Source organism: Streptomyces griseus (genome assembly GCF_001715295.1).
GTDB classification, from domain to species: Bacteria; Actinomycetota; Actinomycetes; order Streptomycetales; family Streptomycetaceae; genus Streptomyces; species Streptomyces griseus_G.
Map to the genome: position 1 here is coordinate 1,528,369 of NZ_MDKB01000002.1, position 24,121 is coordinate 1,552,489.

25 protein-coding genes and 1 tRNA gene are annotated in these 24,121 nt (G+C 72.6%); 21 read left to right on the forward strand and 5 right to left on the reverse strand.

Annotated features, from left to right (window positions below):
* Nucleotides 1–27 precede the first annotated feature (27 nt).
* On the forward strand, nucleotides 28–654 hold the full coding sequence (locus BA175_RS13455; RefSeq protein ID WP_069171511.1) for a precorrin-8X methylmutase: 627 nt from the start codon (nucleotides 28–30) through the stop codon (nucleotides 652–654).
* Complete coding sequence (locus tag BA175_RS13460) at nucleotides 651–2,273, forward strand: precorrin-2 C(20)-methyltransferase (protein WP_254667861.1); 1,623 nt, start codon at nucleotides 651–653, stop codon at nucleotides 2,271–2,273. Before BA175_RS13455 ends, BA175_RS13460 begins: the two co-directional genes overlap by 4 nt.
* A gap of 214 nt (nucleotides 2,274–2,487) precedes the next feature.
* Here the strand turns inward: BA175_RS13460 and BA175_RS13465 are convergent, their stop codons facing one another.
* Entirely contained in the window at nucleotides 2,488–3,243 is a 756-nt protein-coding gene (locus BA175_RS13465) for a cobalt-precorrin-6A reductase (RefSeq protein WP_069171512.1), read from the reverse strand.
* Nucleotides 3,244–3,258: 15 nt separating this feature from the next.
* Here BA175_RS13465 and BA175_RS13470 point away from each other — a divergent pair, with 15 nt between their 5' ends.
* Nucleotides 3,259–4,377 carry a cobalt-precorrin-5B (C(1))-methyltransferase gene (locus BA175_RS13470; protein ID WP_069171513.1) on the forward strand — a complete coding sequence of 373 codons (1,119 nt, stop codon included), beginning with the start codon at nucleotides 3,259–3,261 and terminating at the stop codon, nucleotides 4,375–4,377.
* A gap of 72 nt (nucleotides 4,378–4,449) precedes the next feature.
* On the opposite strand, the gene cobM is transcribed toward BA175_RS13470, so the two are convergent.
* Both cobM and BA175_RS13480 read right to left on the reverse strand, forming a co-directional pair.
* A complete protein-coding gene (cobM, locus tag BA175_RS13475) occupies nucleotides 4,450–5,199 on the reverse strand; it encodes a precorrin-4 C(11)-methyltransferase (protein ID WP_069171514.1) in 750 nt (249 codons plus the stop codon).
* Nucleotides 5,196–6,422 (reverse strand): bifunctional cobalt-precorrin-7 (C(5))-methyltransferase/cobalt-precorrin-6B (C(15))-methyltransferase, encoded by a 1,227-nt coding sequence (locus BA175_RS13480; RefSeq protein WP_069171515.1) that lies wholly within the window; start codon nucleotides 6,420–6,422, stop codon nucleotides 5,196–5,198. Before BA175_RS13480 ends, cobM begins: the two co-directional genes overlap by 4 nt.
* A gap of 445 nt (nucleotides 6,423–6,867) precedes the next feature.
* Here BA175_RS13480 and BA175_RS13485 point away from each other — a divergent pair, with 445 nt between their 5' ends.
* The 4 genes from BA175_RS13485 to BA175_RS13500 all read left to right on the forward strand — a co-directional run bounded on the left by BA175_RS13485 (nucleotide 6,868) and on the right by BA175_RS13500 (nucleotide 10,524).
* Nucleotides 6,868–7,479 (forward strand): HhH-GPD-type base excision DNA repair protein, encoded by a 612-nt coding sequence (locus BA175_RS13485; RefSeq protein ID WP_069172100.1) that lies wholly within the window; start codon nucleotides 6,868–6,870, stop codon nucleotides 7,477–7,479.
* A 269-nt stretch (nucleotides 7,480–7,748) separates the two neighbouring features.
* Nucleotides 7,749–9,296 carry a M28 family metallopeptidase gene (locus tag BA175_RS13490; protein ID WP_069171516.1) on the forward strand — a complete coding sequence of 516 codons (1,548 nt, stop codon included), beginning with the start codon at nucleotides 7,749–7,751 and terminating at the stop codon, nucleotides 9,294–9,296.
* A gap of 188 nt (nucleotides 9,297–9,484) precedes the next feature.
* A complete protein-coding gene (locus tag BA175_RS13495; RefSeq protein ID WP_014155093.1) occupies nucleotides 9,485–9,781 on the forward strand; it encodes a type II toxin-antitoxin system VapB family antitoxin in 297 nt (98 codons plus the stop codon).
* A 143-nt stretch (nucleotides 9,782–9,924) separates the two neighbouring features.
* Entirely contained in the window at nucleotides 9,925–10,524 is a 600-nt protein-coding gene (locus tag BA175_RS13500; protein WP_069171517.1) for a LytR C-terminal domain-containing protein, read from the forward strand.
* A gap of 90 nt (nucleotides 10,525–10,614) precedes the next feature.
* Here BA175_RS13500 and upp read toward each other — a convergent pair whose 3' ends face one another.
* Nucleotides 10,615–11,250: a uracil phosphoribosyltransferase gene (gene upp, locus BA175_RS13505; RefSeq protein ID WP_069171518.1), complete on the reverse strand. Its 636-nt coding sequence runs from the start codon at nucleotides 11,248–11,250 to the stop codon at nucleotides 10,615–10,617.
* A 115-nt stretch (nucleotides 11,251–11,365) separates the two neighbouring features.
* Here upp and BA175_RS13510 point away from each other — a divergent pair, with 115 nt between their 5' ends.
* The 8 genes from BA175_RS13510 to BA175_RS13540 all read left to right on the forward strand — a co-directional run bounded on the left by BA175_RS13510 (nucleotide 11,366) and on the right by BA175_RS13540 (nucleotide 16,274).
* A complete protein-coding gene (locus tag BA175_RS13510; protein WP_069172101.1) occupies nucleotides 11,366–11,602 on the forward strand; it encodes a hypothetical protein in 237 nt (78 codons plus the stop codon).
* Between the two features lie 217 nt (nucleotides 11,603–11,819).
* On the forward strand, nucleotides 11,820–12,395 hold the full coding sequence (locus BA175_RS13515; protein WP_069171519.1) for a tRNA adenosine deaminase-associated protein: 576 nt from the start codon (nucleotides 11,820–11,822) through the stop codon (nucleotides 12,393–12,395).
* 75 nt (nucleotides 12,396–12,470) lie between these two features.
* A complete protein-coding gene (gene tadA / locus BA175_RS13520) occupies nucleotides 12,471–12,899 on the forward strand; it encodes a tRNA adenosine(34) deaminase TadA (RefSeq protein ID WP_069171520.1) in 429 nt (142 codons plus the stop codon).
* A 102-nt stretch (nucleotides 12,900–13,001) separates the two neighbouring features.
* Nucleotides 13,002–13,086 (forward strand) — tRNA-Ser (locus BA175_RS13525).
* Between the two features lie 573 nt (nucleotides 13,087–13,659).
* Nucleotides 13,660–13,824, forward strand: a complete 165-nt coding sequence (locus BA175_RS31140) for a hypothetical protein (RefSeq protein ID WP_175420819.1) — start codon at nucleotides 13,660–13,662, stop codon at nucleotides 13,822–13,824.
* A gap of 8 nt (nucleotides 13,825–13,832) precedes the next feature.
* Entirely contained in the window at nucleotides 13,833–14,126 is a 294-nt protein-coding gene (locus BA175_RS13530; protein WP_069171521.1) for a Dabb family protein, read from the forward strand.
* A 186-nt stretch (nucleotides 14,127–14,312) separates the two neighbouring features.
* Nucleotides 14,313–15,173, forward strand: coding sequence for an RNA polymerase sigma factor SigF (locus BA175_RS13535; RefSeq protein ID WP_069171522.1), 861 nt, complete (start codon nucleotides 14,313–14,315; stop codon nucleotides 15,171–15,173).
* A 234-nt stretch (nucleotides 15,174–15,407) separates the two neighbouring features.
* Nucleotides 15,408–16,274, forward strand: a complete 867-nt coding sequence (locus BA175_RS13540) for an RNA polymerase sigma factor SigF (protein WP_069171523.1) — start codon at nucleotides 15,408–15,410, stop codon at nucleotides 16,272–16,274.
* 379 nt (nucleotides 16,275–16,653) lie between these two features.
* Here the strand turns inward: BA175_RS13540 and BA175_RS13545 are convergent, their stop codons facing one another.
* Nucleotides 16,654–16,869, reverse strand: a complete 216-nt coding sequence (locus tag BA175_RS13545) for a hypothetical protein (RefSeq protein WP_069171524.1) — start codon at nucleotides 16,867–16,869, stop codon at nucleotides 16,654–16,656.
* A gap of 410 nt (nucleotides 16,870–17,279) precedes the next feature.
* Here BA175_RS13545 and BA175_RS13550 point away from each other — a divergent pair, with 410 nt between their 5' ends.
* The 6 genes from BA175_RS13550 (at nucleotide 17,280) to BA175_RS13575 (ending at nucleotide 23,979) form a co-directional block, all read left to right on the forward strand.
* Nucleotides 17,280–17,792 carry a MarR family winged helix-turn-helix transcriptional regulator gene (locus BA175_RS13550; RefSeq protein ID WP_069171525.1) on the forward strand — a complete coding sequence of 171 codons (513 nt, stop codon included), beginning with the start codon at nucleotides 17,280–17,282 and terminating at the stop codon, nucleotides 17,790–17,792.
* Between the two features lie 23 nt (nucleotides 17,793–17,815).
* On the forward strand, nucleotides 17,816–20,314 hold the full coding sequence (locus tag BA175_RS13555; protein WP_069171526.1) for an MFS transporter: 2,499 nt from the start codon (nucleotides 17,816–17,818) through the stop codon (nucleotides 20,312–20,314).
* Nucleotides 20,315–20,553: 239 nt separating this feature from the next.
* Nucleotides 20,554–21,369: a YceI family protein gene (locus tag BA175_RS13560; protein ID WP_069171527.1), complete on the forward strand. Its 816-nt coding sequence runs from the start codon at nucleotides 20,554–20,556 to the stop codon at nucleotides 21,367–21,369.
* A 9-nt stretch (nucleotides 21,370–21,378) separates the two neighbouring features.
* Nucleotides 21,379–21,849: a PPOX class F420-dependent oxidoreductase gene (locus tag BA175_RS13565; RefSeq protein WP_069171528.1), complete on the forward strand. Its 471-nt coding sequence runs from the start codon at nucleotides 21,379–21,381 to the stop codon at nucleotides 21,847–21,849.
* Nucleotides 21,850–21,856: 7 nt separating this feature from the next.
* A complete protein-coding gene (locus tag BA175_RS13570; RefSeq protein WP_069171529.1) occupies nucleotides 21,857–22,804 on the forward strand; it encodes an NAD(P)-dependent oxidoreductase in 948 nt (315 codons plus the stop codon).
* Nucleotides 22,805–23,064: 260 nt separating this feature from the next.
* Nucleotides 23,065–23,979: an endonuclease/exonuclease/phosphatase family protein gene (locus BA175_RS13575; RefSeq protein WP_079159526.1), complete on the forward strand. Its 915-nt coding sequence runs from the start codon at nucleotides 23,065–23,067 to the stop codon at nucleotides 23,977–23,979.
* Nucleotides 23,980–24,121 lie beyond the last annotated feature (142 nt).

Below are 24,121 nucleotides of genomic sequence, written 5' to 3' on the forward strand. Positions count from 1 at the left end.
CTGTTCGATGAGGAAAGCGACAGCACTGTGCACCAGTACGAGAAGGACGGACCGGCGATCTACCGCCAGTCCTTCGCCACCATCCGCGCGGAGGCGGATCTGGCAGGGCTGCCCGCCGACGTGAGCCAGGTCGCCGTCCGCATGATCCACGCCTGCGGCATGGTCGACCTCGTACGCGACCTCGCCTTCTCCCCGAACGCCGTGGCCGGCGCCCGCGCGGCACTGCGCTCCGGCGCGCCGATCCTCTGCGACGTCGCCATGGTCGCCAGCGGGGTCACCCGCAAGCGGCTGCCGGCGGACAACGAGGTGATCTGCACGCTGTCCGACCCCGCCGTTCCCGGGCTGGCCGCGGAGCTCGGGACCACCCGCAGCGCCGCCGCCCTGGAGCTGTGGCGGGACCGGATGGAAGGGGCGGTCGTCGCCGTCGGCAACGCGCCCACCGCGCTGTTCCGGCTGCTGGAGATGATCGAGGAGGGCGCGCCGCGCCCCGCCGCCGTCATCGGCGTGCCCGTGGGCTTCATCGGCGCCGCCGAGTCGAAGGAGGCCCTGGCCGCCCACCCGTCGGGTCTGGAGCACCTCGTCGTGCGGGGCAGGCGGGGTGGCAGCGCCATCGCGGCCGCCGCCCTCAACGCGATCGCCAGCGAGGAGGAATGAGCGTGCCCGAACAACAGCACTCCGGCGCGGCAGGGACCATCCCGGGCGGCGCAGGCACGGCGGGCAGCGCAGGCAGCGCAGGCACGGCGGACAGCACGAGCAGCGCAGGCACGGCGGGCAGCACGGGCAGCGGCCGGCTGTACGGGGTCGGGCTCGGTCCGGGCGACCCGTCCCTGATGACGGTGCGGGCCGTGCAGGTCATCGGTGAGGCCGACGTCGTCGCGTACCACTCCGCCCGGCACGGCCGCTCGATCGCCCGATCCATCGCGGCGCAGCACATCCGCGCCGACCACATCGAGGAGGCGCTGGTCTACCCCGTCACGACGGAGACCACGGACCACCCGGGCGGCTACCGGGGCGCGCTGGACGAGTTCTACGCCGAGGCAGCCGGCCGCCTCGCGGCACACCTCGACGCCGGCCGCACCGTCGCCGTCCTCGCCGAGGGCGACCCGCTCTTCTACGGCTCGTACCAGCACATGCACAAGCGGCTCGCCGACCGGTACGAGACCGAGGTCATCCCCGGCGTCACCTCGGTCAGCGCCGCCGCGGCCCGGCTCGGCACCCCGCTCGTCGAGGCGGAGGAGGTGCTGACGATCCTGCCCGGCACCCTGCCGGAGGAGGAACTGACGGCACGTCTGGCGGCCACGGACTCGGCGGTCGTGATGAAGCTGGGCCGTACGTTCCCCGCCGTACGCCGTGCGTTCGAGGCGTCCGGGCGGCTGCCCGAGGCGCGGTACGTCGAGCGCGCCACCATGGCGGGCGAGCGCACCGGAGACCTCGCGGACACCGACGCGGACTCCGTGCCGTACTTCGCGGTCGCCGTGCTGCCCAGCCGGATCGACGCCCCGCGGCCCGGGCGGGCCCCCGGTTCGGGCGAGGTCGTCGTGGTCGGCACCGGGCCGGCCGGGCCGCTGTGGCTGACGCCCGAGACGCGGGGTGCGCTGGCGGCCGCCGACGACGTGGTCGGCTACACCACGTACCTGGACCGGGTGCCGGTCCGTCCCGGGCAGCGGCGCCACGGCTCCGACAACAAGGTGGAGTCGGAGCGCGCCGAGTTCGCACTGGACCTGGCGCGCCGCGGCCGCCGCGTGGCCGTGGTGTCCGGGGGCGACCCCGGTGTCTTCGCGATGGCGACGGCCGTGCTCGAAGTGGCCGCGCAGGAGGCGTACACGGACATCGCCGTACGGGTGTTGCCCGGGGTGACCGCCGCGAACGCCGCCGCCGCCCGCGCGGGCGCCCCGCTGGGCCACGACTACGCCACCCTCTCGCTCTCGGACCGGCTCAAGCCGTGGGAGGTGATCGCCGAGCGGCTGCGCGCGGCGGCCACGGCCGACCTGGTGATGGCCCTGTACAACCCGGGTTCCCGCAGCCGGACCTGGCAGGTCGGCAAGGCACGCGACCTGCTGCTGGAACACCGCTCCCCGGACACGCCCGTGGTGCTCGGCCGCGATGTCGGCGGACCGGCGGAGAGCGTGCGCACGGTCCGGCTGGCCGACCTGGACCCGATGGAGGTGGACATGCGGACGATCCTGATCGTGGGCTCCTCGCAGACCCGCTGGGTGCACCGGGGCGACGGCCGGCAGATCGTGTGGACGCCGCGCCGCTATCCGGAGACCTGACCGGGCGCCGGGGAGGACGGGGGCGGGGTACAGAGGTACGGACGCGCCGGGGTGGGCGGTGCGGGGACGGCACCGGATCCGGTGGGTGCCGGCCGCCGGCCCGCCGCCTGCCCCGGCCCCGCGGCCACGGACCGCGACCGTCGCCGCCCGCCCCGGCCCGCGCCTCCGGACTCCGTACGCGCAGGCCCGGCCAGGCCAGGCAGGTGCGGGACGCCTACACGCAGGCTCCCGTGACCTCCCGCAGCCAGGCGAGGGCGTCCTCGGGGGTCCCGGCCACCGGTACGCCCTCGGGAACGGGCGGCCGGCGCACCACGACCACCGGAATGCCCGCCTCCCGGGCGGCCGTGAGCTTGGGGGCGGTCGCGGCACCGCCGCTGTCCTTCGTGACCAGGACGTCGATGCCGTGGCGCCGGAGCAGCGCCCGCTCACCCTCCAGGGTGAACGGGCCCCGGTCCAGCAGGACTTCCATGCGCGCCGGACACGGGGCTTCGGGGGCGTCCACCGACCGCACGAGGAACCACAGCGCATCCAGCCCGGCGAACGCCGCCAGCCCCATGCGTCCCGTCGTGAGGAAGACCCGACGGCCCAGGCCGGGCAACAGCTCGGCCGCGCCGGCCAGGGAGCCGGTGGTATGCCACCGGTCACCGTCCGAGGGCACCCAGCCGGGCCGGCGGAGAGCCAGCAGGGGAACATGAACGGTGGCGGCTGCCGCTGCCGCGTTGAAACTGATCGTCCCGGCGAAAGGATGGGTGGCGTCGATGACCGCATCCACTCGGTGCGCACGGAGCCACTCGGCCATGCCGCCGGCTCCCCCGAAGCCCCCGACGCGTACCTCGCCCGGGGGGAGCCGGGGCCGGGTGACCCGCCCGGCGAGCGAACTGGTGACCCTGATCCCCTTCTCGGCGGTCAGCGACTCCGCGAGCCGCCGGGCCTCCGTCGTGCCACCGAGGACGAGCAGGTGCAAGGGCATGGGATCGGTCCATCCATGAGCGGTGAGGCGCTGGGCGGGCGCACCGCCCAACTCAAGCACACCGGTCTGCGGCCGGGCTGGACGACCGGTGCCTGCGCCACGGCGGCGGCCACCGCCGCGTACACCGCCCTGCTCACCGGGGAGTTCCCCGACCCGGTGACCGTGACGCTGCCCCGGGGCCAGACCCCGGCCTTCGCGCTCGCCGTCGAGGAACTGGCCGACGGCCGGGCCACCGCGGGCGTGGTCAAGGACGCGGGCGACGACCCGGACGTGACGCACGGCGCGCTGGTGCGCGCCACCGTACGGCTGCTGCCGCCCGGCTCCGGAGTGGTGTTCCGGGCAGGCCCGGGCGTGGGGACCGTGACCCTCCCCGGGCTGCCTCTGGAGGTCGGGGAGCCCGCGATCAACCCGGTCCCCCGCCAGATGATGCGGGACCACATCGCGCGGGTGGCGGCCGGGCACGGGGGCACCGGCGATGTCGAGATCACGGTCGCGGTGGACGACGGCGAGGAGATCGCACGTTTCACGTGGAACATTCGCCTGGGCATCCTGGGCGGGCTCTCGATCCTGGGCACCACGGGCATCGTCGTGCCGTACTCCTGCTCGGCCTGGATCGACTCGATCCGCCGCGGGGTGGACGTGGCGCTGGCGGCCGGCCACCGGCACGTGGCGGGGTGTACGGGCTCGACCTCGGAGAAGACGGTGGTCGCCGAGTACGGACTCCCGGAGATCGCCCTGCTGGACATGGGGGACTTCGCCGGGGCCGTGCTGAAGTACGTACGCCGGCATCCCGTGGACCGGCTGACGATCTGCGGCGGGTTCGCCAAGCTGTCCAAACTCGCTGCGGGCCACCTGGATCTGCACTCGGGCCGTTCCCAGGTCGACAAGCCGTTCCTGGCGAGGCTGGCGCGGCAGGGCGGAGCGAGCGAGCAGCTGGCCGCGGAGATCGAGGTGGCCAACACCGGTCTGGCGGCCCTGCAGCTGTGCATGGCGGCCGGGGTGCCCCTGGGCGACCTGGTGGCGGTGGCCGCACGCGACGAGGCGCTGTCGGTGCTGCGGGGCGCACCCGTGACGGTGGACGTGATCTGCATCGACCGGGCGGGGACGGTGGTGGGGCGGAGCGCGGTGCGGTGACGCGTGCCGCGCCCCGGAGGCTCGCTCGCCTCCGCGGACCCCAGCGGCCGTCCCCGGCTCCGGCCACCCGGGTCAGCAGGAGTGGCGGTCCCGGTGCGGGGAGTACAGATGGCTGTCCCGGAACTGGTCCGCGCCCAGGGTCCGGCCCACCATGATCACGGCCGTCCGGATCACCCCCGCCTCCTTCACCTGGTCCGCGAGGGAGTCGAGCGTCCCGCGCAGGACGATCTCGTCCGGGCGCGAGGCCATGGCCACGACCGCGGCCGGGCAGTCGGCCCCGTAGTGCGGAAGCAGTTCGTCGACCACCCGGTCCACGTACCGCGCCGCCAGGTGCAGCACGATCAGCGCGCCGCTGCGGCCGAGGGTGGCGAGGTCCTCGCCCTCCGGCATCGCCGTCGCCCGCTGCGCGATCCGGGTGAGGATGACCGTCTGGCCGACCGTGGGGACCGTCAGCTCCCGCTTCAGGGCGGCGGCGGCAGCGGCGAACGCGGGTACCCCGGGCACCACTTCGTACGGCACGCCCGCCTCGTCGAGCCGCCTCATCTGTTCGTTGACGGCGCTGAAGACCGAGGGGTCGCCGGAGTGCAGCCGTGCGACGTCGTGGCCTTCCCCGTGCGCGCGCACCAGTTCGGCGGTGATCCGGTCGATGTCGAGCTGGGCCGTGTCCACGAGCCGGGCGTCCGGCGGGCACGCGTCCAGGAGTTCCCGCGGCACCAGGCTGCCCGCGTAGAGGCAGACGGGGCTGGCGGCGAGGAGGCGGGCACCGCGCACCGTGATCAGGTCGGCGGCACCGGGGCCCGCGCCGATGAAGTACACGGTCATCTGTTGTCTCCTGAGAAGGTGGAAGGGGCCTTGCGTACGGACCACTGGGTGACGGGCATCGCCTGACGCCAGCCGGTGAACCCGCCGACGGGCACCGCGTGGGCCACCGCCAGCCGTACGAGCTCCCCGCCGAGCCGCCGGTACCACTCCGTGAGCAGCGCCTCGGACTCCAGCGTGACCGTGTTGGCGACGAGCCGGCCGCCCGGGGGCAGCGCGTCCCAGCAGGCGTCGAGCAGTCCGGGCGCGGTGAGGCCGCCGCCGATGAACACGGCGTCGGGAACGGGCAGTCCGGCCAGGGCGTCCGGCGCCCGGCCGGTGACGACGCGCAGGGCGGGGACGCCGAGCCGGTCCGCGTTGCGCGCGATGCGCCCGGCGCGTACCGGGTCGCGTTCGACGGTGAGCGCCCGGCAGGACGGGTGGGTACGCAGCCACTCGACGGCGATCGATCCGGACCCCCCGCCGACGTCCCACAGGAGCTCGCCGGGCGCGGGCGCGAGCACACCGAGGGTGGCGGCCCGCACGTGGCGTTTGGTGAGCTGCCCGTCGCTCTCGTACGCCTCGTCGGGAAGCCCCGGTACGGCTCCGAGGCGCACGGTGTCCGGAGTGCTCCGGCACTCCAGGGCGATGACGTTGAGCGGGTCCCCCGGCGGCCGGTCCCACGTATCGGCGGTGCCGTCCAGGCAGTCCTCGTCCGGGCCGCCCAGCTGTTCGAGCACGCGCATCCGGCTGGGCCCGAAGCCGTGGTCCCGGAGCAGGGCCGCCACGGCGGCGGGCGTGGCGCCGTCCGCGCTCAGGACCAGCAGTCGGCGTCCGTCGTGGAGCGCGGCGGCCAGCCGTGCCGTGGGGCGGCCGACCAGGGTGACGGTCTCGGTGTCCTCGACCGGCCAGCCGAGCCGGGCGCAGGCGTACGACACCGAGGAGGGGTGCGGCAGCACACGGAGCGCCCCGGCGCCCAGCTCCTCGGTCAGGGCCCGGCCGATGCCGTAGAACATGGGGTCGCCGCTGGCCAGCACCACGATCCGGCGGCCCGTGTGGGCGTCGAGCAGACCGCGCAGGGCGGGCCGCAGCGGTGACGGCCAGGGCACGCGCCGCCCCGCGCACCCGGACGGGAGCAGACCCAGGTGGCGCTCACCGCCGACGACCACGTCGGCTTCCAGGACCGCGGAGCGCGCCGCGTCCGGCAAGCCCGCCCATCCGTCGGCACCGATGCCCACGACGGCCACGGCCGGTGCGGGCGGCGCCGGTGATCCGGCAGCTGCGGGCGGTTGCGCCGGTGGTTCGGAGGGTGCGGGAGACACGGCCGGTACCTCGGAGTTCGTGGGTGTGACGCTGCCGCACTCTACTGTCCGGCCCGGTCGGAGCCCCGGCCAGGGCTTCCCGCGCGACGGCCCCGGGCAGCCGGTACTCCCGCCTCCCCGCCGTGGCAGCCGAGCGGTACCGCACTCCTCGAACCGGAGACCCGTCCTCCCACGGAAGGCCGTGCACGCACCGGGAACCCTCGACCGCCCGGCCGTACGGCCGCTGCCCGGCCGGAGCGCCGCGGCCTACGGGGGGATGCCCCGCACACGTCGGGCCGGCACCGCGGCGGCGGCCGGTCCGGTGGGGCCGGCCCCGCGTAGCCGGCCGCTGGAGTCGCCGATGCCCGCCGTCCTGGCGATGATCACAGGTATGACCGACAACGGGACGGGCAAGAACGCCACCGTGCGCATCGCCCAGCAGCCGGAGGCCGACGAACTCCTGGGGCGCAGTCCGCTGGCCGCCCTGGTCGGCATGCTGCTGGACCAGCAGGTGCCGATGGAATGGGCCTTCACGGGCCCCTTCACGCTGGCGCGGCGGATGGGATCGGACGACCTGGACGCCCGGGAGATCGCCGCGTACGACCCGGACGCCTTCACCGAACTCTTCACCACGAAACCCGCCCTGCACCGCTATCCGGGCTCCATGGCCACGAGGGTGCGTCAGCTCTGCCAGTTCCTGGTCGCGGAGTACGACGGCGACGCGAGCGCGGTCTGGGCGGACGCCACCACCGGGGCCGAGCTGCTGAGAAGGCTGCGCGCGCTGCCCGGGTTCGGCACCCAGAAGGCGCAGATCTTCCTGGCCCTGCTGGGCAAGCAGTTCGGCGTACGTCCCCCGGGGTGGCGGGAGGCTGCAGGGCCGTACGGGGAAGCCGGCTCGCACCGCTCGGTGGCGGACATCACCGGCCCCGACTCGCTCGCCGAGGTGCGGGCGTACAAGCAGCAGGTGAAGGCGGCGGCCAGGGCCGCGAGCCGGGCCAAGTGATCACCCAGAGGCCATGACCGCTCATATTCGGCCGCACAAACGGTTCCCAGACACCGGCCGGCTCGCCCAGGATGGTCCCGCACTTCACGGCGGGCGCGCGAGAACAGCTACGGCACCTCGCCGCGTTGCCGGAACGCCCCCGTACATCCCGTACGAGGACGTCCCTCCGCCGTGCGATGCCCCGCGTCCGACACCGCGCGCCGATCCACCGGGAGATGCGGGGTACCCCTCAGCTCTCCTGCACATCCGTTCACACCGGAAGGACACCTGTGCACACCACTCGTCGCAGAGCCGCAGCTGTCGTGGCCGCCACCGCCCTGGCCACACCGCTCCTCCTCGCCGCATCCCCCCACCAGGGACACACCCCGCACGACCCGGCGAAGGAGGCCGCCAAGCTGTCGCAGAAGCTGGTGCAGCGCTCGTCGGCTGCGGACGCCTACCGGCACCTGCAGCGGTTCCAGGCGATAGCCGACTCGGCGGACGGCCACCGCGCGGCGGGCTCGCCCGGCCACGACGCCTCCGCCGCCTACGTGTACCGACTGCTCCGGGAGGCGGGGTACCGGGTCGGCTACGAGACCTTCGACTTCGTCTACACCGAGACGCTCGCCGAGAAGCTCTCCGTCGTCACGCCCACGCCCCGGGACGTCGCCATCAGGGCGATGACCTACACGAAGTCCACCCCCGTCGGCGGTCTCCGCGCCGCTCTCGCGGCCGTCCCCACCGACGACACCACCGGCTGCGAAGCGGCCGACTACGCCTCCGCCACCTTCACCGGCAAGATCGCCCTGATCAAGCGCGGCGGCTGCTCCTTCGCCCAGAAGCAGGAGGCCGCCGCCGCCGCGGGTGCTGCGGGCGCGGTCATCTACAACAACACCGAGGGCGTGCTGTCCGGCACCCTCGGGGACGCCGCCGCGGCGAAGATCCCCACCGGCGGACTCACCCAGGAGGAGGGCGAGAAACTCGTCGCCGACCTGGCCGCGGACGAGGTGACGGTCTCCTTCGAGATCCGCGAACTCCAGGAGGAGCGCACCACCCGCAACGTCGTGGCGGAGACGCGGGGCGGGGACGCGGCGAGGACGGTCATGCTCGGCGCCCACCTCGACTCGGTCACCGACGGCCCGGGCATCAACGACAACGCGTCCGGTTCGGCCGGCCTCCTCGAGGTCGCCCTGGAGCTGGCCCGCACACACAAGGCGCCCGCCAACAAGGTGCGCTTCGCCTGGTGGTCGGCGGAGGAGAACGGGCTGCTGGGTTCGGAGGCGTACGTCGCCCACCTGTCCCAGGCCCAGCGCGACGCGATCGCGCTCTACCTCAACTTCGACATGATCGCCTCCCCGAACGGCGCCCAGTTCGTCTTCGACGGCGACGACTCCGACGGCGTGGGGGCGGGCCCGGGGCCGGAGGGTTCGGCCCAACTGGAACACGACATCACGGCGTTCCTGGACAAGCAGGGCAAGCCGCACACCGGTACGGACTTCACCGGACGCTCCGACTACGGGCCGTTCGTCGAGGCCGGCATCCCGTCCGGCGGCACGGACACCGGCGCCGAGGGCATCAAGACGGCCGCCGAGGCGACGACCTTCGGGGGCACGGCGGGGATCGCCTACGACCCCTGCTACCACGCGGCCTGCGACGACCTGGACAACCTCGACATGGCGCACTTCGACACCAACATCGACGTGATCGCCAACGCCGTGGGCACCTACGCCTACGACCTCCACTCCCTGACCGGCCCCGCGACCACCGCCCCCGGCGCCGCCGGGACCACCGGCAAGGGTGTCCTGCGCGAGGGCCACGCGCACGGCGTCACCGCGTAGCACGGCACCGCCCGGCAGGTGTACGCCGCAGGCACCCGCACGCGCCTGCGGCGTACGCCCCGTGGGCGCCCCTCCGGCCGCATCGCCCCGCCCTCCCGGCCCCCGACGCCCTTGCAGGGCGCGAGGAGCGCCATCGCAGTCCCGCGCCATGGCTGCGCCAGGAGGCCCACGCCCGGTAGGCTTTCCGTGTGATCTTCAAGCGCATCGGAAATGGGCGGCCATATCCCGACCACGGCCGGGAAAGCACCCGACAGTGGGCGGATGTCGCACCGCGTCCGGTCCGCCTGGACCAACTGGTGACGACCAAGGGCCAGCTGGACCTCGAGACCCTCCTCGCCGAGGACTCCACGTTCTACGGCGACCTCTTCGCGCACGTCGTGAAGTGGCAGGGCGACCTCTACCTGGAGGACGGGCTGCACCGCGCCGTCCGTGCCGCGCTGCAGCAGCGCCAGGTGCTGCACGCCCGCGTCCTCGAAATGGGCTGACCGGCGCCACTCCCACCCGTGGCCCATTTCGGGCCTTTCGGGTGCTTTTGTGCACGTACGGGTGCCATCTGCTGATCGTTTAAGTAGGCATCATCACCAGGTCGCACTACGCTGCGGCCATGAGCATGCTGACCCCTCCCGGCATGGGCGGAAAGTACCGCGTCACGGGCAACACGTACCCGCGCATGCGCCGCCCCCGGAACCGCCGCAGACTGATCCTTCCGGGGGCCGCCGCCGTCATGGCGCTCGGCCTGGCCGGATGGGGCACGCTCCAGATCGTCGACGTGTTCACCGGGAGCCACGAGCAGGCGAACGCGGCGGACCGGCCGAAGGCCTGCCCCTCCCCGACGGCGCCCGCCCCCGTGAAGACCCTGCCGAAGCCCGCGGCCGTCAAGGTCAACGTCTACAACGCGACGCCCCGCAGCGGGCTCGCCAAGGCCGCCGCGGACGAGCTCAAGAAGCGCGGGTTCGCCATCGGCAAGGTGGACAACGCACCCGCCGCGTACGACAAGAAGGTGCCCGGCACCGGCCTCCTGCTCGGCGCCCCGACGGCGGCCGACGGCTCGTTCCCCGTGCTCGCCACCCAGTTGCCCGGGGCCGTACGGAAGACCGACGCCCGCCGGACGGCGGACGTCGACCTGATCATCGGCACGAAGTTCAAGGCGTTCAGCACACCGGAGGCCGCGGCCTCCGCACTCGCCGCCCTGACGAAGCCGGCCCCGGCACCGTCCGCCTGCTCCTGAGAGCGCCGCACGGCGGCGTCACCCGGCGGTGCCGCGCGGGCGGCCGGTCCTCCCGCTCGGACGTACCGCCCGGACCGCTCGACCCGGCCGTCAGCCGGCGGTGCCGTACATCCGGTCGCCGGCGTCCCCGAGGCCCGGCACGATGTAGCCGTTCTCGTTGAGCCGCTCGTCCACCGAGGCGGTGACCACCGTGACGGGTGTCCCCGCCAGCTCGCGCTCCATGACCTCGACACCTTCGGGCGCGGCGAGCAGGACGACCGCGGTGACATCGTCCGCACCGCGCTTGATCAACTCACGGATGGCCGCCACGAGCGTGCCACCGGTGGCCAGCATCGGGTCCAGGACGTAGACCTGCCGCCCGGAGAGGTCCTCGGGCATCCGCGTCGCGTACGTCTCCGCCTGGAGCGTCTCCTCGTTGCGGATCATGCCCAGGAAGCCGACCTCGGCGGTCGGCAGGAGCCGCACCATGCCGTCCAGCATGCCGAGCCCGGCGCGCAGGATCGGGACGACCAGGGGGCGCGGGTGGGACAGCTTCACCCCGGTCGTGGCCGTCACGGGAGTCTCGATGTCGACCTGCTCGGTCCGCACATCCCTGGTGGCCTCGTACGCGAGGAGGGTGACCAGCTCGTCGGCGAGCCGCCGGAAGGTCGGGGAGTCGGTGCGCCTGTCGCGCAGCGTGGTGAGTTTGTGCGCCACCAGCGGGTGGTCGACGACGTGGATCCGCATGCCGTCAACAGTAACCGGGCCCAGGCCGCACTCTTCGCCGGTCTGCGCTGGCATCAAGCACCTGTTCGGAGGGAAGGTGGTGCCATACGGACCCAGGCTTGGGGTGGTGTGTCGATTGCCCGACGGGGAGCAGCGGAATCAGGCACGGCGGGAACGCGACGCGCGCGACGTGCCCGAGGCGCAGGAGAGTGCGCCGGACGCGCAGGAGAGTGAAGCGGCGCGCCGCAGGCGCCGGGCGCAGTTCCTCCGTGAACTGCACGAGGCGAAGCAGCTCCGCGACCGGGTCCAGCCCCGCCGCGCCCGTGCGGCCCGTATGCGCCAGCAGATGCGGATGCGCACATTCCGCTGGTGACCGCCGGACCCAGGGCCTGCGGACGGGCTCGGTGAGGGCGACGGAAGGGCTGCCGCCGACCGGGCACTCCATGAACTCATGGCCGACGCAACGGTCGAAGAGGTCTCGCAACGCGCTCGTTTCTGCCACGATGCCGATTGGGCGGGGCCCAGAGCAGCCGGATGACCGTCTGCCCTCCCGTCGGACCGATTCGCCTATGAACAGTGGGAGAGTCACGGTGTACTTCGCCGCACTGCTCGCGCGCACCGAAGACGGGTGGGAAGCGAGCGATACAGAGCTCGACGATGTGGAAACCCTGTCCGACCTGACGGATCTGGCCCGTGAGGCCTCGGTGGACGAGGACACGGTCCTGGTCTACATCGAGCAGGAGGACGCCTGGTTCGGCGTCGTCCGGGTGGACGGTGAGGAGGACCCCCGTATCTACGTCTCGGACGCGTCCGCCGCCGCCCGCTCCTCGTACGGGGAGATCCTGCTCACCGACGAACTGCTCGGCCGCGAACCGGAAGCCGAGGACGAGATCGCCGCACTCGAGGAGCTCGTCGACCTCGACGGCACGGAGGACGGCGAACCCGACGCACCCGAGGACGGCGCCGGCGATCCGGCCGGCACCGCCCTCCCCGACCTCGATCCGGACCACGATCCCGACGCCGTACCGGCCGGGCCGCTCGGTGATCTCGGGCTCCTGGCCGACCTCGGCCTGTCGGAGAAGGACCTGCTGACCCTGCGTACCGACGCGCTCGCGGAGATCGCGGACGCGCTCGGTGCCTCCGACGTCCTGGAGTCCGTCCGTTAGGGTCCGCGGGTGACCGCACCACCACCCACCTCACCCCCTCCCACCGATCCCGTGCGGGACCCGTGGCAGGCACCCATGCGCCGGGCCCTCGAAGAGGCGGCGCAGGCGGCGCTGGCCGGCGATGTGCCGGTCGGCGCCGTCGTGCTGGGCCCGGACGGCGCCCTGCTCGCCACCGGCCACAACGAACGCGAGGCAGCCGGCGACCCGACCGCGCACGCCGAGGTGCTCGCCCTGCGCCGGGCCGCCGCCGCCCTCGGCGCCTGGCGGCTGACCGGCTGCACGCTGGTCGTCACCCTGGAACCCTGCACGATGTGCGCGGGGGCGCTGGTGCAGTCCCGGGTGGGCCGGGTGGTCTACGGCGCGCGGGACGAGAAGGCCGGGGCCGCGGGTTCGCTCTGGGACGTCGTCCGCGACCGTCGGCTCAACCACCGCCCCGAGGTGATCCACGGCGTCCTGGAGGACGCCTGCGCGGCCCAGCTGACGGCCTTCTTCCGCGACCGCTGACGCCTTCTCGCGCACCCGCCGGGGCCCGCCCGGTACGCGCCGCGCGGACCTGTGGGGAATCGGATTTCTGACCACGGCCCGGGATGGTCTAAGCTCTCTCTCGGTAGCGTGTCCGAGCGGCCGAAGGAGCTCGCCTCGAAAGCGAGTGTGGGGAAACTCACCGAGGGTTCAAATCCCTCCGCTACCGCTCTTCACGAAGGGCCCGGCGCACTGCGCCGGGCCCTTCGAGCGTTCCTGGTACGGCCGCGGAGCTCGGGCCGGAGACGCGGCGGATGAGGCCGGGGGAAGCGGCATCGGGGGGACACGCCGCTTCCCCCGGTGAGGACCGGGACCCAGGCCCCCGCCGCGGTCGGGGGAAGTACCGCGGCGTGGACCCTGCGGAGGTCCTGTCCTCAAGGGCCGTCCCGCACGTCCCGGCGGGCGCGCGACGACGGCTACGGCACCTCGCCGCGTTGCCGGAACGTCCCCATACATCCCGTATGCGAATGTCCCTCCGCCTGCGATGCACCGCATCCGACGCCGCACGCCGATCCACCGGGACGTGCGGGACAGCCCTTGGCCCGCGCGGTTCTGACACCTACGGCGGGCCACTCACCGCCCTCCTCCCCGTCGGGAGCCGCGCCGATGGGCGAACGGTCCGGAACGCCAGGCCCTTGGTCCCTCGAAACGACGTCAGTGATCGGAAACGGCCCCCGGATACGGGCACGCCTGCGGCTACAATCACGCGACTGCACAGGTGATCGAACGGAGGGGCCGGGCTGTGGTGCAAGCGAGGAAGATCGCGCTCTACATGATTGTGGTCTTCGTGCTGTACACGATCATCACGTCCCCCGCCCGGGCCGCCGACCTCGTCCAAATAGGGTTCGAAGGCATATCGAGTGCCGCTCGGGGCGTCGGGGACTTCATGTCCGAGCTCGTGAACTAGGAGAACCCATGATCCGCCACCTGGTCCTGTTCAAGCTGAACGACGGCGTCGGACGCGACGATCCGCAGGTCGTCGCGGGCGCCCGGGCCTTCCAGGAGCTCGGCGGGAAGATCCCCGAGCTGGCGTTCTGGGAGTGCGCCTGGAACATCACCGATCGGCCGAACGCGTACGACTTCGCCATCAACTCGGCGGTCGCCGACGAGGAGTCCCTGAAGCGCTACATCGAGCACCCGGCCCATCAGGAGGCAGCCGGTCAGTGGCGCGCTTTCGCCACTTGGGTGATCGCCGACTACCCCTTCTGACCTTCCCGGCCCCCGTCCCGCCGAGTCCCTCCCCGTACAGGAGAGGGGCTTTTCGTCATGTTTAAACCACAACACCCCCAACACGACTCCATGCGGTGCTTGCACACACTGGGCATGTCTTGTGATGCTATGACCGCTTTTGACGGATGAGTTGACCGTAGTTGACCGCAAAGGGGTGGCGACACCGTGCCGGCCAGTACAGCGCCTCAAGTCCCGCCCCAGAACGCCCAGACCGACGACATCCAGACCGAGACGCCGGACCCTTCCGCGCCCCCCACGAGAACCAGGGGCGCGGATACCAGGGCACTCACCCAGGTGCTGTTCGGCCGCCTCAAGACCCTGGAGCCCGGCACTCCCGAGCACCACCGGGTCCGCACCGCGCTGATCGAGGCGAACCTGCCGCTCGTGCGGTACGCGGCGGCCCGGTTCCGCAGCCGCAACGAGCCGATGGAGGACGTCGTCCAGGTCGGCACCATCGGGCTGATCAACGCCATCGACCGCTTCGACCCGGAACGCGGCGTGCAGTTCCCGACGTTCGCCATGCCGACCGTCGTCGGCGAGATCAAGCGCTACTTCCGGGACAACGTGCGGACCGTGCACGTACCCCGGCGGCTGCACGAGCTCTGGGTGCAGGTCACGGGCGCCACGGAGGACCTGACGACCGCTCACGGCCGCTCACCGACCACCGCGGAGATCGCCGAGCGGCTGAAGATCGCCGAGGAAGAGGTCCTCGCCTGCATCGAGGCCGGCCGTTCGTACCACGCGACCTCACTGGAGGCCGCCCAGGAGGGTGACGGACTGCCGGGCCTCCTGGACCGGCTGGGGTACGAGGACCCGGCGCTGGCCGGAGTGGAACACCGCGACCTCGTACGGCACCTGCTCGTCCAGCTGCCCGAGCGCGAGCAGCGGATCCTGCTGCTCCGCTACTACAACAACCTGACCCAGTCTCAGATCAGCGCCGAACTGGGCGTCTCCCAGATGCACGTGTCAAGGCTTCTTGCCCGAAGCTTTGCCCGTCTGCGATCCGCAAACAGGATCGAGGCGTAGCCGGAACGGGTAGACCCCACACAGGCTTTTCCCCGTGGCATAAATGCCGCACACCCCCTGTTTCCTGCACGGTCTCGGCGCTGACTTGTCGACAAGTCACTACAGCGTGTTGCCGACATGTGACATTCTGCAGGAACCGCGTTTGCCGCAGCCCTACCTCCGGTATTCAGGTGGAGGCTGCGTTCCTCCGATGGTCGTGGCCACCGCGACCGTCCGCGACCTCAAGGGGGTGGCATGTCCGCAGAACAGGGCAGCTCGAAGGTGCTCACGCTCACGAAGAGCGTGCCGGCACCTGCCGTGCTCACCAGCTCGCCGGAAGCCATCGACACCCGCACCCTGTCCCGCTCCCTGTTCCTGCGGCTCGCCGCGCTGGGCCCCGCCTCGGGTCCCGAAGGAACGGACAGCCCCGAGCGGACGTACGTGCGGGACACACTCATCGAGCTCAACCTCCCGCTCGTGCGGTACGCGGCGGCACGGTTCCGGAGCCGTAACGAACCCATGGAGGACATCGTCCAGGTCGGGACGATCGGCCTGATCAAGGCCATCGACCGCTTCGACTGCGAACGGGGCGTGGAATTCCCCACGTTCGCGATGCCCACCGTGGTGGGGGAGATCAAGCGCTTCTTCCGGGACACCTCCTGGTCGGTGCGGGTGCCGCGCCGGCTCCAGGAGCTGCGGCTCGCCCTCACCAAGGCCAGTGACGAGCTCGCCCAGAAGCTCGACCGCTCGCCGACCGTTCCGGAGCTGGCCAAGGCCCTCGGCGTCTCCGAGGAGGACGTCGTCGACGGCCTGGCCGTGGGCAACGCGTACACCGCCTCCTCGCTTGACTCCCCGTCACCGGAGGACGACGGCGGCGAGGGCTCGCTGGCGGACCGCCTGGGGTACGAGGACGCGGCGCTGGAAGGCGTCGAGTACCGCGAGTCCCTGAAGCCGCTGCTGGCCAAACTGGCCCCGCGCGAGCGGCAGATCATCATGCTGCGCTTCTTCGCCAACATGACCCAGTCGCAGATCGGTGACGAGGTCGGCATCTCGCAGATGCACGTCTCACGACTGCTGACCCGCACCCTCACGCAGCTCCGGGAAGGGCTCATCGCCGACTGACCGGCATGGAGGGGGCGGACAGCCGACCGCCCCGTCCGGCCGGTCCGTCCGGCGGCGGCACCTCACCCGGGACGCGGCTCCACCGGCCGCCGGGTCCCATGGTCACCGCCCCGGCGGCCGAGCCGTGGCGTTCCTCAAGAATCGTCCGGTCCCACGGCCGTCCGGACCGCCGTGGGGGCGACCGCCGCAACGGGAGGCACCCGCCTCCTTCGCCGGTCGAACGCGGGAGGCGGGTGCGAGCAGTCCGTACGCCACCTGTACGGGCCCCCGCCCGGCCGCACGGCTGCCGGGCGGGTCCCCCACGCCACCTGCGTACGGTGCCCCGGGTCCGGGCCACGCGAGCAGCGGCAGCGAGGAAGGCCGGCGGGGGCGGGTTACATCAGCCGAGCGCGAGCCAGGCGACGGCGCCGAGGACGATGACGACCGCGACGAGGGCCACGATCACCCCGGTCCTGGAGTCGGACGAGGCCGCGGCCGGCTGCTGCCTGCGCTGCGGCTCGCCCTCGTCGACGAAGGCGCGGAACATCTGGGTGCTGCCCGCCGGATCATGAGTGCCCTCGGGGCCCGGCTGCGGGGCGTGGGGGTTGTGTGCCATGGCCCAGGACCCTAGCGAACTCGGCCGTAGCACCCAACCCCCGGGTCCTCTAAGGGCGATGCCGGTCCCGGACGTCCACGACCTCTTCACCCGGCCGTCGTGGCGGTCGCGCCGTCTCCGCGAGCCCGCCCCGTGTCCACCGCCCCCTCCCCGCCCTTCCCCTACTCCCCCCTCCTTCCCCTCCGGCCCCTCCACCGCCCTTCCACCGGCCCTTCCTCCGGCCCCCCGGAGTGTGCCGAGGGACACATCCGGATCAGGTCACCTGGGATGCGCTGGGCGCTTGACCGGCAGCCTACGGAGCCTTTTGGCTTCCTTTACTTGTGCAAGCCCCCTTTCGTTTGCCTGCAGCAACCAACGGCTTATATCGTTGCCCTAAGCAACAAGATGTCCCGTAGATCTCAGGAGGGCCGGTGGCCGCACGGAGCCAGTACGAGGAACTGGCCCGGCAGCTCAGCGCCGTCGGGGCCGTCAAACGGGGCCTCGCCCGCATCCTGCCTTCCGAGTGCCCCAGCGGTTCGGCCGCGGTGCTCACGCTCCTGGCCAAGTACGGCGAGATGCGGATCACCCGGCTGGCCGAGCTGCTGGCCGTCGACATGTCTGTGACCAGCAGACATGTCGCCCACGTGGTGGACAACGGCTGGATCGAACGGTTTCCGGACCCGGCGGACAAGCGGTCCCGCATCCTGCGGCTGACCCCGGCCGGGGAGGCACTGCTCGACGATCTGACTCGGCGCACCACCGAGATGTTCGCCCACAACCTCATCGACTGGTCCGACGAAGACGTCGGACAGCTCAACACGTTGTTGTCCCGGCTGCGCGACAGTTTCTCCTGCCGCGGCTCCGGTGGATGCGTCCCCGGACGGCACAGCGGCGACTGCCGCGCCGGACACTCCGACGACTCGTACACCCGTACACCCGTGTAACAGAAGCAAAGACAAGGATTTTCATGGCTACGACCACACCGACCGGTGTGCGGGGCGGCCACGCCAAGCACGGGGGCTCGGAAGCCTCCGGCGGCGCGCCGATGACACACCGGCAGATCATGGAGGCGCTGACCGGGCTGCTGCTCGGCATGTTCGTCGCGATCCTGTCGTCGACGGTCGTCTCCAACGCCCTGCCCGAGATCATCTCCGACCTCGGCGGCGGCCAGAGCGCCTACACCTGGGTCGTCACGGCCTCGCTGCTGGCCATGACCGCCACCACGCCCCTGTGGGGCAAGCTCGCCGACCTGTTCAGCAAGAAGCTGCTGGTCCAGATAGCCCTGGTCGTCTACGTCGCCGGTTCGGTGGTGGCCGGCCTGTCGACCAGCAGCGGCATGCTCATCGCCTGCCGTGTCGTGCAGGGTGTGGGCGTCGGCGGTCTCTCCGCCCTCGCCCAGATCGTGATGGCCGCGATGATCTCCCCGCGCGAGCGCGGGCGCTACAGCGGCTACCTCGGCGCGGTCTTCGCCGTCGCCACCGTGGGCGGCCCGCTGCTCGGCGGCGTCATCACCGACACCAGCTGGATGGGATGGCGCTGGTGCTTCTACGTGGGCGTGCCCTTCGCCGTCATCGCCCTGATCGTCCTGCAGAAGACCCTCAAGCTCCCGATCGTCAAGCGTGACGTCAAGGTCGACTGGTCGGGCGCGTTCTTCATCAGCGCCGCCGTCTCGCTGCTGCTGCTCTGGGTGACCTTCGCGGGCGACAAGTACGACTGGGTCTCCTGGCAGACCTACACGATGCTCGGCGGCACCGTCGTGCTCATCGCGCTCTTCCTCCTCATCGAGTCGAGGGCCAGCGAGCCGATCATCCCGCTGCGCCTCTTCCGCAACCGCACCATCACGCTGGCCTCGCTGGCCTCGCTGTTCGTCGGTGTCGCGATGTTCGCGGGCACCGTCTTCTTCAGCCAGTACTTCCAGCTGGCGCGGGACAAGTCGCCGACGATGTCCGGCGTCATGACCATCCCGATGATCGCCGGTCTGTTCCTCTCCTCGACCGTCTCCGGCCAGGTCATCACCAAGACGGGCCGCTGGAAGGCGTGGCTGGTCAGCGGTGGCTTCCTGGTCACCGCCGGCCTCGGGATGCTGGGCACCATCCGGTACGACACCACGTACTGGCACATCGCGATCTTCATGTTCGTCATGGGCCTCGGCATCGGCATGATGATGCAGAACCTGGTCCTCGCCACGCAGAACCAGGTCGCTCCCGCCGACCTCGGCGCGGCCAGCTCCGTCGTCACGTTCTTCCGTTCGCTCGGTGGTGCGATCGGGGTCTCGGCGCTGGGCGCCGTCATGGCCAACCGCGTCACCCACTACGTCAAGGAGGGCCTCGCCGACCTCGGCCCCGAGGGTGCCGCCCTGGGCCACGGCGGGACCGGCGGCGGGGGAATCCCCGATCTGGACGCGCTCCCCGCGCCCTTCCGTACGGTCATGGAGGTGGCCTACGGACACGGTGTCGCCGACGTCTTCATGTACGCCGCCCCGGCCGCGCTCGTCGCCTTCGTCGTGACCCTCTTCATCAAGGAGGTCGCCCTGAAGACGCACGCGGGCAACGACGCCGTACCGGCGACGGCCGAGGCACCGGACGCGAAGGCACTCGCGTCCTCCGACACGACCACCGCGCTCGTCGCCGAGGGAACGGCCGGGGTCACCTCGGTCGAGGTCGCCACCGAGGCGGCTCCCGTGCCGGCCCCGGCCGTCCAGGGCACGCCCGTACGGGGAGTGGTCCGGGGCGCCGAGGGCGCACCCGTCGCCCAGGCGGCCGTCACGCTCATCTCGCTGGGCGGCCGGCAGCTGGGGCGCTCCGTCGCCCAGGCCGACGGCGGTTACGTACTGGACGCCCCGGGCGCCGGCTCGTACGTCCTGATCGCCTCCGCCGACGGCTTCCAGCCGCAGGCCTCCACCGTGATCGTCTCGGACGAGCCACTGGCCTACGACATCCTGCTCGCCGGTACGAGCGGCCTCTCCGGGACCGTACGGACCGCCGAGGACGCCACCCCGGTCGAGGGGGCGATGGTGGTCGTGACCGACGTGCGCGGCGATGTGCTGGCCACCGGGGTCTCCGGCGGGGCCGGGGAGTTCGGCTTCGGCGAGCTGATCCCCGGTTCGGTGACCGTGGCCGTGACGGCGGCCGGCTTCCGCCCGCTGGCTCTGCCGGTGGAGATCGGTGGCCAGGGCGTCACCCGGGTCGACGCGGTGCTGCAGTCCGGCGCCCTGGTGCGCGGCGTCGTCCGGGCCGGTTCCGGCCGGGCCCCGCTGTCCGACGCCCGCGTCACGCTGATCGACGCGGCGGGCAACGTGGTCGCCACCTCGACGACCGGTGAGGACGGCGCCTACGCCTTCGCCGACCTGGATGCGGGCGAGTACTCGATCATCGCGACCGGCTACCCGCCGGTGGCCGGTGCGCTGACCGTGACCGGCAGCGGAATCGACGGCCACGACATCGAACTGGCCCACCCGGGCGTGTAGCGATTAGGGAGATCCACCAAGACCCCTGGCGGTACAGCACTCCCAGCGGAGAGGCTGTGGTCGCCGGCGGAAAAGGGCCCCGCGGTGGGACGGCAGGCAGGGGACGGCCTGCCGTCCCCGCCGCGGGGCCCATCTCATCGGGCCACAGCGTCACCGCGTCACCGCGTCACCGGGTGACCGCGTCACTGAGTCACTGAGTCACCGGGCCACCGGGTGACCGAGCAAGGAGAGAACACGGGATGGGACTTCGCGCACAGGTACGCACGCGGGACGGCTGGGCGGTCCAGCACGCGGTCGTGACGGTGACGGACATGACGGGCACCCAGGTGCTCCGGGCCGCCGCCGACGAGAACGGGGCCGTCCGCACCGGCGACCTCCTGCCGGCCGGCGCGTACACGGTGATCGTGACGGCCGTCGGATACGCCCCCGCCGCGTCCACCGCGCTCGTCACGGCCGCCGGCCGCGTCGAGGCGGGCACCGTGGTGCTGGCCCGGCAGGGCGGTGTGGAACTTCCCCCGCCGGGCACCTGGTCGCTCGACCCGGTCCACTCGTCGGTCGCCGCCGTCGCCCAGCACCTGGGGATCTCGAGCGTGCACGGCCGGTTCACCGAGTTCGGCGGCCGGATCGAGATCGCCCAGGACGTCCAGCGCTCCCGGGTGGAGGCCTACATCACCTCGGCCAGCATCGACACGGGCAACGGCATGCGGGACAAGCACCTGCGCTCGGCGGACTTCCTGGACGTCGAGCGGTACCCGGAGATCACCTATCGCTCCCGGGGGCTGACCCCGGCCGGCCCCGACCGCTGGACCGTCCACGGTGTCCTCACCATGCACGGGGTGGCCCGGGACATCGACCTCGACCTGAGCTATCTCGGCACCGGCCCCGACCCGTGGGGCGGGTTGCGGGCGGCCTTCCACGCGTCGGCGGAGCTGCGCCGCGCCGACTTCGCCATGAACTACAACCAGGTGGTGCAGGCGGGCATCTCCGCGATCGGCACCACCGTGCGGGTGGAGCTCGACATCCAGGCCGTGCAGGGCGAATCGGCCGAGGCATAGGCTGCCCGTATGGCATCCAACATCGCGACCAACACCGTTGTGGAGCTCGCCGAGCTGCTGGACTTCGTGCGGCCCCGGCACCGGGCGATCCTGCTGACCACCCGGTCCGACGGCCGCCCCCAGGGCTCGCCGCTCACCTGCGGTGTCGACGACGCCGGACGGATCGTCGTCTCGACCTACCCCGAGCGGGCCAAGACCCGTAACGCCAAGCGGGACGAGCGGGTGAGCGTGATCGTCCTGTCGGACGACTGGAACGGTCCGTGGGTGCAGGTGGACGGGTCCGCCGAGGTGATCGACGCGCCGGACTCGGTGGAGCCGCTCGTCGAGTACTTCCGGAACATCTCCGGGGAACACCCCGACTGGGACGAGTACCGGGCGGCGATGATCAAGCAGGGCAAGTCCATCATCCGGATCACCCCGGAGCGCTGGGGCCCGGTCGCCACCGGCGGCTTCCCCGCCCGTCCGGCCACCGGCGGCTGACGGCCGTATGACACCGCCCCACCCCGGCGTGCTCGCACGGACGCAGCTGCTGACCGCCCCGGACCTCGGGCCTTCTCTGGTCCGCGCACTCGAAGGGGTCGCGGGGCGCCCGGCCGGGGATCCGTACGGCACCGTGCCGGAAGGCCCCTTCGTGTACGTCGGGTCCGCACTGCCGGAGGCCCTGCGGACCCGGGAGCTGGTGTGGTTCCACAGCGTCAACGCGGGTACGGACGCGCTGCTCGCCTCCGGGCCCTGGCCCGAGGGCGCCCTGCTGACCCGGACCGTGGGCCTGATGGGCGAGCGGATCGCCCAGTACGTGGCCGCCTGGATCCTCGCCGAGAGCCAGTCGGTCACGGACCACACCGAGCAGCACGCCCGCGCCGAGTGGCGGCGGCTGCCCTCCGGGCTCGTCGGCGGCCGGACCGTCGTCGTCCACGGAACCGGAGCCGTGGGAACCGCGGTCGCAGGGCTGCTGCGGAAGCTCTCCCTGCGCACGGTGGGTGTCCGCCGCACACCCGGTGGCGGGGCTCCGGGTTTCGACCGCGTGGTCCCGGCCGGTGGCGAGGAGGAGACGGCGGAACTGTCGGCCGCGCGGTGGGTGGTCTCCACCCTGCCGCTGACCGGCGCCACCGAACGGTTCTTCGACAGCGCCCGCTTCACCGCGATGCACGGCGCCTCCTTCATCAACGCCGGCCGCGGCGGGACCGTCGACATGGCGGCGCTGGAGTCGGCGCTGCGCACCGGAACCCTGCGGCGCGCCGTCCTCGACGTCCTGCCCGACGAGCCCGCAGGGCCGGAGGACCCCGCCTGGCGGCTGCCGCGCACGGTGATCACCTCGCACTCCGCCGGCATCACGGCCGACGAGGACGTCGTCTCGGACTTCACGGCCTGCTGGGAGGCGGTGGCCCGGGGGCAGACCCCCGCCCTGGCCGTGGACACCGCCCGCGGCTACTGACGCCGCTCGGCCTGCGGCCCGGGAGGCCCGCCCACCGGTCGCGACGCCGCCGGCCGCGGCCGGTACCGCACCGGGCCGCCCGCGGGTGGCCGCCCGCGCAGCGCCCGCCGCCCCTGGTCGGGGTGCGCGTCCGTGGAGGGCGCCCCGGCCCCGTCGGCATCGGCACGTCCCGTACGCCGGGCACGCCGTTTGCGCACCGTGCCCGCCGGGGTAGCTCTCCCCACGGCCCGGCACCTCGTGGAGCGGATGAGTGGAGTGGCATGACCCCGTGTCGTCGTACGGTCGGCTTCCTGATCGCCGCAGGTCTGTCCGCGACGGCACTGGCGCCGCCCGCGGTGGCCGCCGACCGGTCACCCGGGGTGCCGCTCCGCGTCGCCACGTACAACATCCACGCGGGTGCCGGTATGGACGGCGTGTTCGACCTGGACCGCCAGACGGACCGGGTACGGGCACTGGACGCCGACGTGATCGGTCTCCAGGAGGTCGACGCCCACTGGGGCTCGCGCAGCGAGTGGCGGGATCTCGCGGGCGAACTGGCCCGGCGGCTGGACATGCGGGTCTCGTTCGCCCCCATATACAGCCTCGATCCGCCGGCTCCGGGCGGGGCCAGACGCGAGTACGGGGTGGCGCTGCTGTCCCGGTACCCCGTCGTGAGCGCCGAGAACCACGAGATCACCCGGCTCTCCACCCAGGACCAGAACCCGGTCCCGGCACCCGCCCCGGGCTTCGCCGAGGTGGTGCTGCGGGTGAAGGGGCTGCCGCTGCATGTGTACGTGACGCACCTGGACTACCGCCCCGACCCTTCCGTACGGGTGGCACAAGTGGCCGACACCCGGCGGATCATGGGCGAGGACCGGGGCCCGAAGATCCTGCTGGGTGACTTCAACGCGGAGCCGGACGCTCCCGAACTCGCGCCGCTCTGGCGGGAGCTGACGGACGCCGACCCGGGAGCGCCGACGTTCCCGGCGCTGGATCCGGTGAAGCGGATCGACTTCGTGGCGGTGTCGAAGGACGGCGCCGGGTCGGTCCGGGTGCGCGCGGCGGCGGTGGCCGAGACGCTCGCCTCGGACCACCGCCCCGTCGTGGCCGACCTCGAGCTCCGGCGCCGGGCGCCGGGCTCGGCCGCACCGTGGAACGAGGGGGCGCTTCCCACGGCTTCCCGGGGTCGCCCGTGACTCCCGGCGGGCGCGCGACGACGACCACGGCACGTCGCCGCGTCGTCCGAACGTCCACGTACCCCTGGTGCGCGGATGTCCCGTCACCGTGCGCCGCACCGCGTCCGACGCCGCGCGCCGATCCACCGGGAGTGCGGGACCG

What these genes read in the sequence shown, in the direction of transcription:
- BA175_RS13500 (WP_069171517.1), top strand. Translation starts at nt 9,925, where the DNA reads ATGGGCGGAAAGTACCGCGTCACGGGCAACACGTACCCGCGCATGCGC.
- BA175_RS13565 (WP_069171528.1), top strand. Translation starts at nt 21,379, where the DNA reads ATGGCATCCAACATCGCGACCAACACCGTTGTGGAGCTCGCCGAGCTG.
- BA175_RS13530 (WP_069171521.1), top strand. Translation starts at nt 13,833, where the DNA reads ATGATCCGCCACCTGGTCCTGTTCAAGCTGAACGACGGCGTCGGACGC.
- tadA (WP_069171520.1), top strand. Translation starts at nt 12,471, where the DNA reads ATGCGCCGGGCCCTCGAAGAGGCGGCGCAGGCGGCGCTGGCCGGCGAT.
- BA175_RS13560 (WP_069171527.1), top strand. Translation starts at nt 20,554, where the DNA reads ATGGGACTTCGCGCACAGGTACGCACGCGGGACGGCTGGGCGGTCCAG.
- BA175_RS13485 (WP_069172100.1), top strand. Translation starts at nt 6,868, where the DNA reads ATGACCGACAACGGGACGGGCAAGAACGCCACCGTGCGCATCGCCCAG.
- BA175_RS13545 (WP_069171524.1), bottom strand. Translation starts at nt 16,869, where the DNA reads ATGGCACACAACCCCCACGCCCCGCAGCCGGGCCCCGAGGGCACTCAT.
- BA175_RS13570 (WP_069171529.1), top strand. Translation starts at nt 21,857, where the DNA reads ATGACACCGCCCCACCCCGGCGTGCTCGCACGGACGCAGCTGCTGACC.
- BA175_RS13540 (WP_069171523.1), top strand. Translation starts at nt 15,408, where the DNA reads ATGTCCGCAGAACAGGGCAGCTCGAAGGTGCTCACGCTCACGAAGAGC.
- BA175_RS13470 (WP_069171513.1), top strand. Translation starts at nt 3,259, where the DNA reads ATGAGCGGTGAGGCGCTGGGCGGGCGCACCGCCCAACTCAAGCACACC.
- upp (WP_069171518.1), bottom strand. Translation starts at nt 11,250, where the DNA reads ATGCGGATCCACGTCGTCGACCACCCGCTGGTGGCGCACAAACTCACC.
- BA175_RS13460 (WP_254667861.1), top strand. Translation starts at nt 651, where the DNA reads ATGAGCGTGCCCGAACAACAGCACTCCGGCGCGGCAGGGACCATCCCG.
- cobM (WP_069171514.1), bottom strand. Translation starts at nt 5,199, where the DNA reads ATGACCGTGTACTTCATCGGCGCGGGCCCCGGTGCCGCCGACCTGATC.
- BA175_RS13555 (WP_069171526.1), top strand. Translation starts at nt 17,816, where the DNA reads ATGGCTACGACCACACCGACCGGTGTGCGGGGCGGCCACGCCAAGCAC.
- BA175_RS13575 (WP_079159526.1), top strand. Translation starts at nt 23,065, where the DNA reads ATGACCCCGTGTCGTCGTACGGTCGGCTTCCTGATCGCCGCAGGTCTG.
- BA175_RS13465 (WP_069171512.1), bottom strand. Translation starts at nt 3,243, where the DNA reads ATGCCCTTGCACCTGCTCGTCCTCGGTGGCACGACGGAGGCCCGGCGG.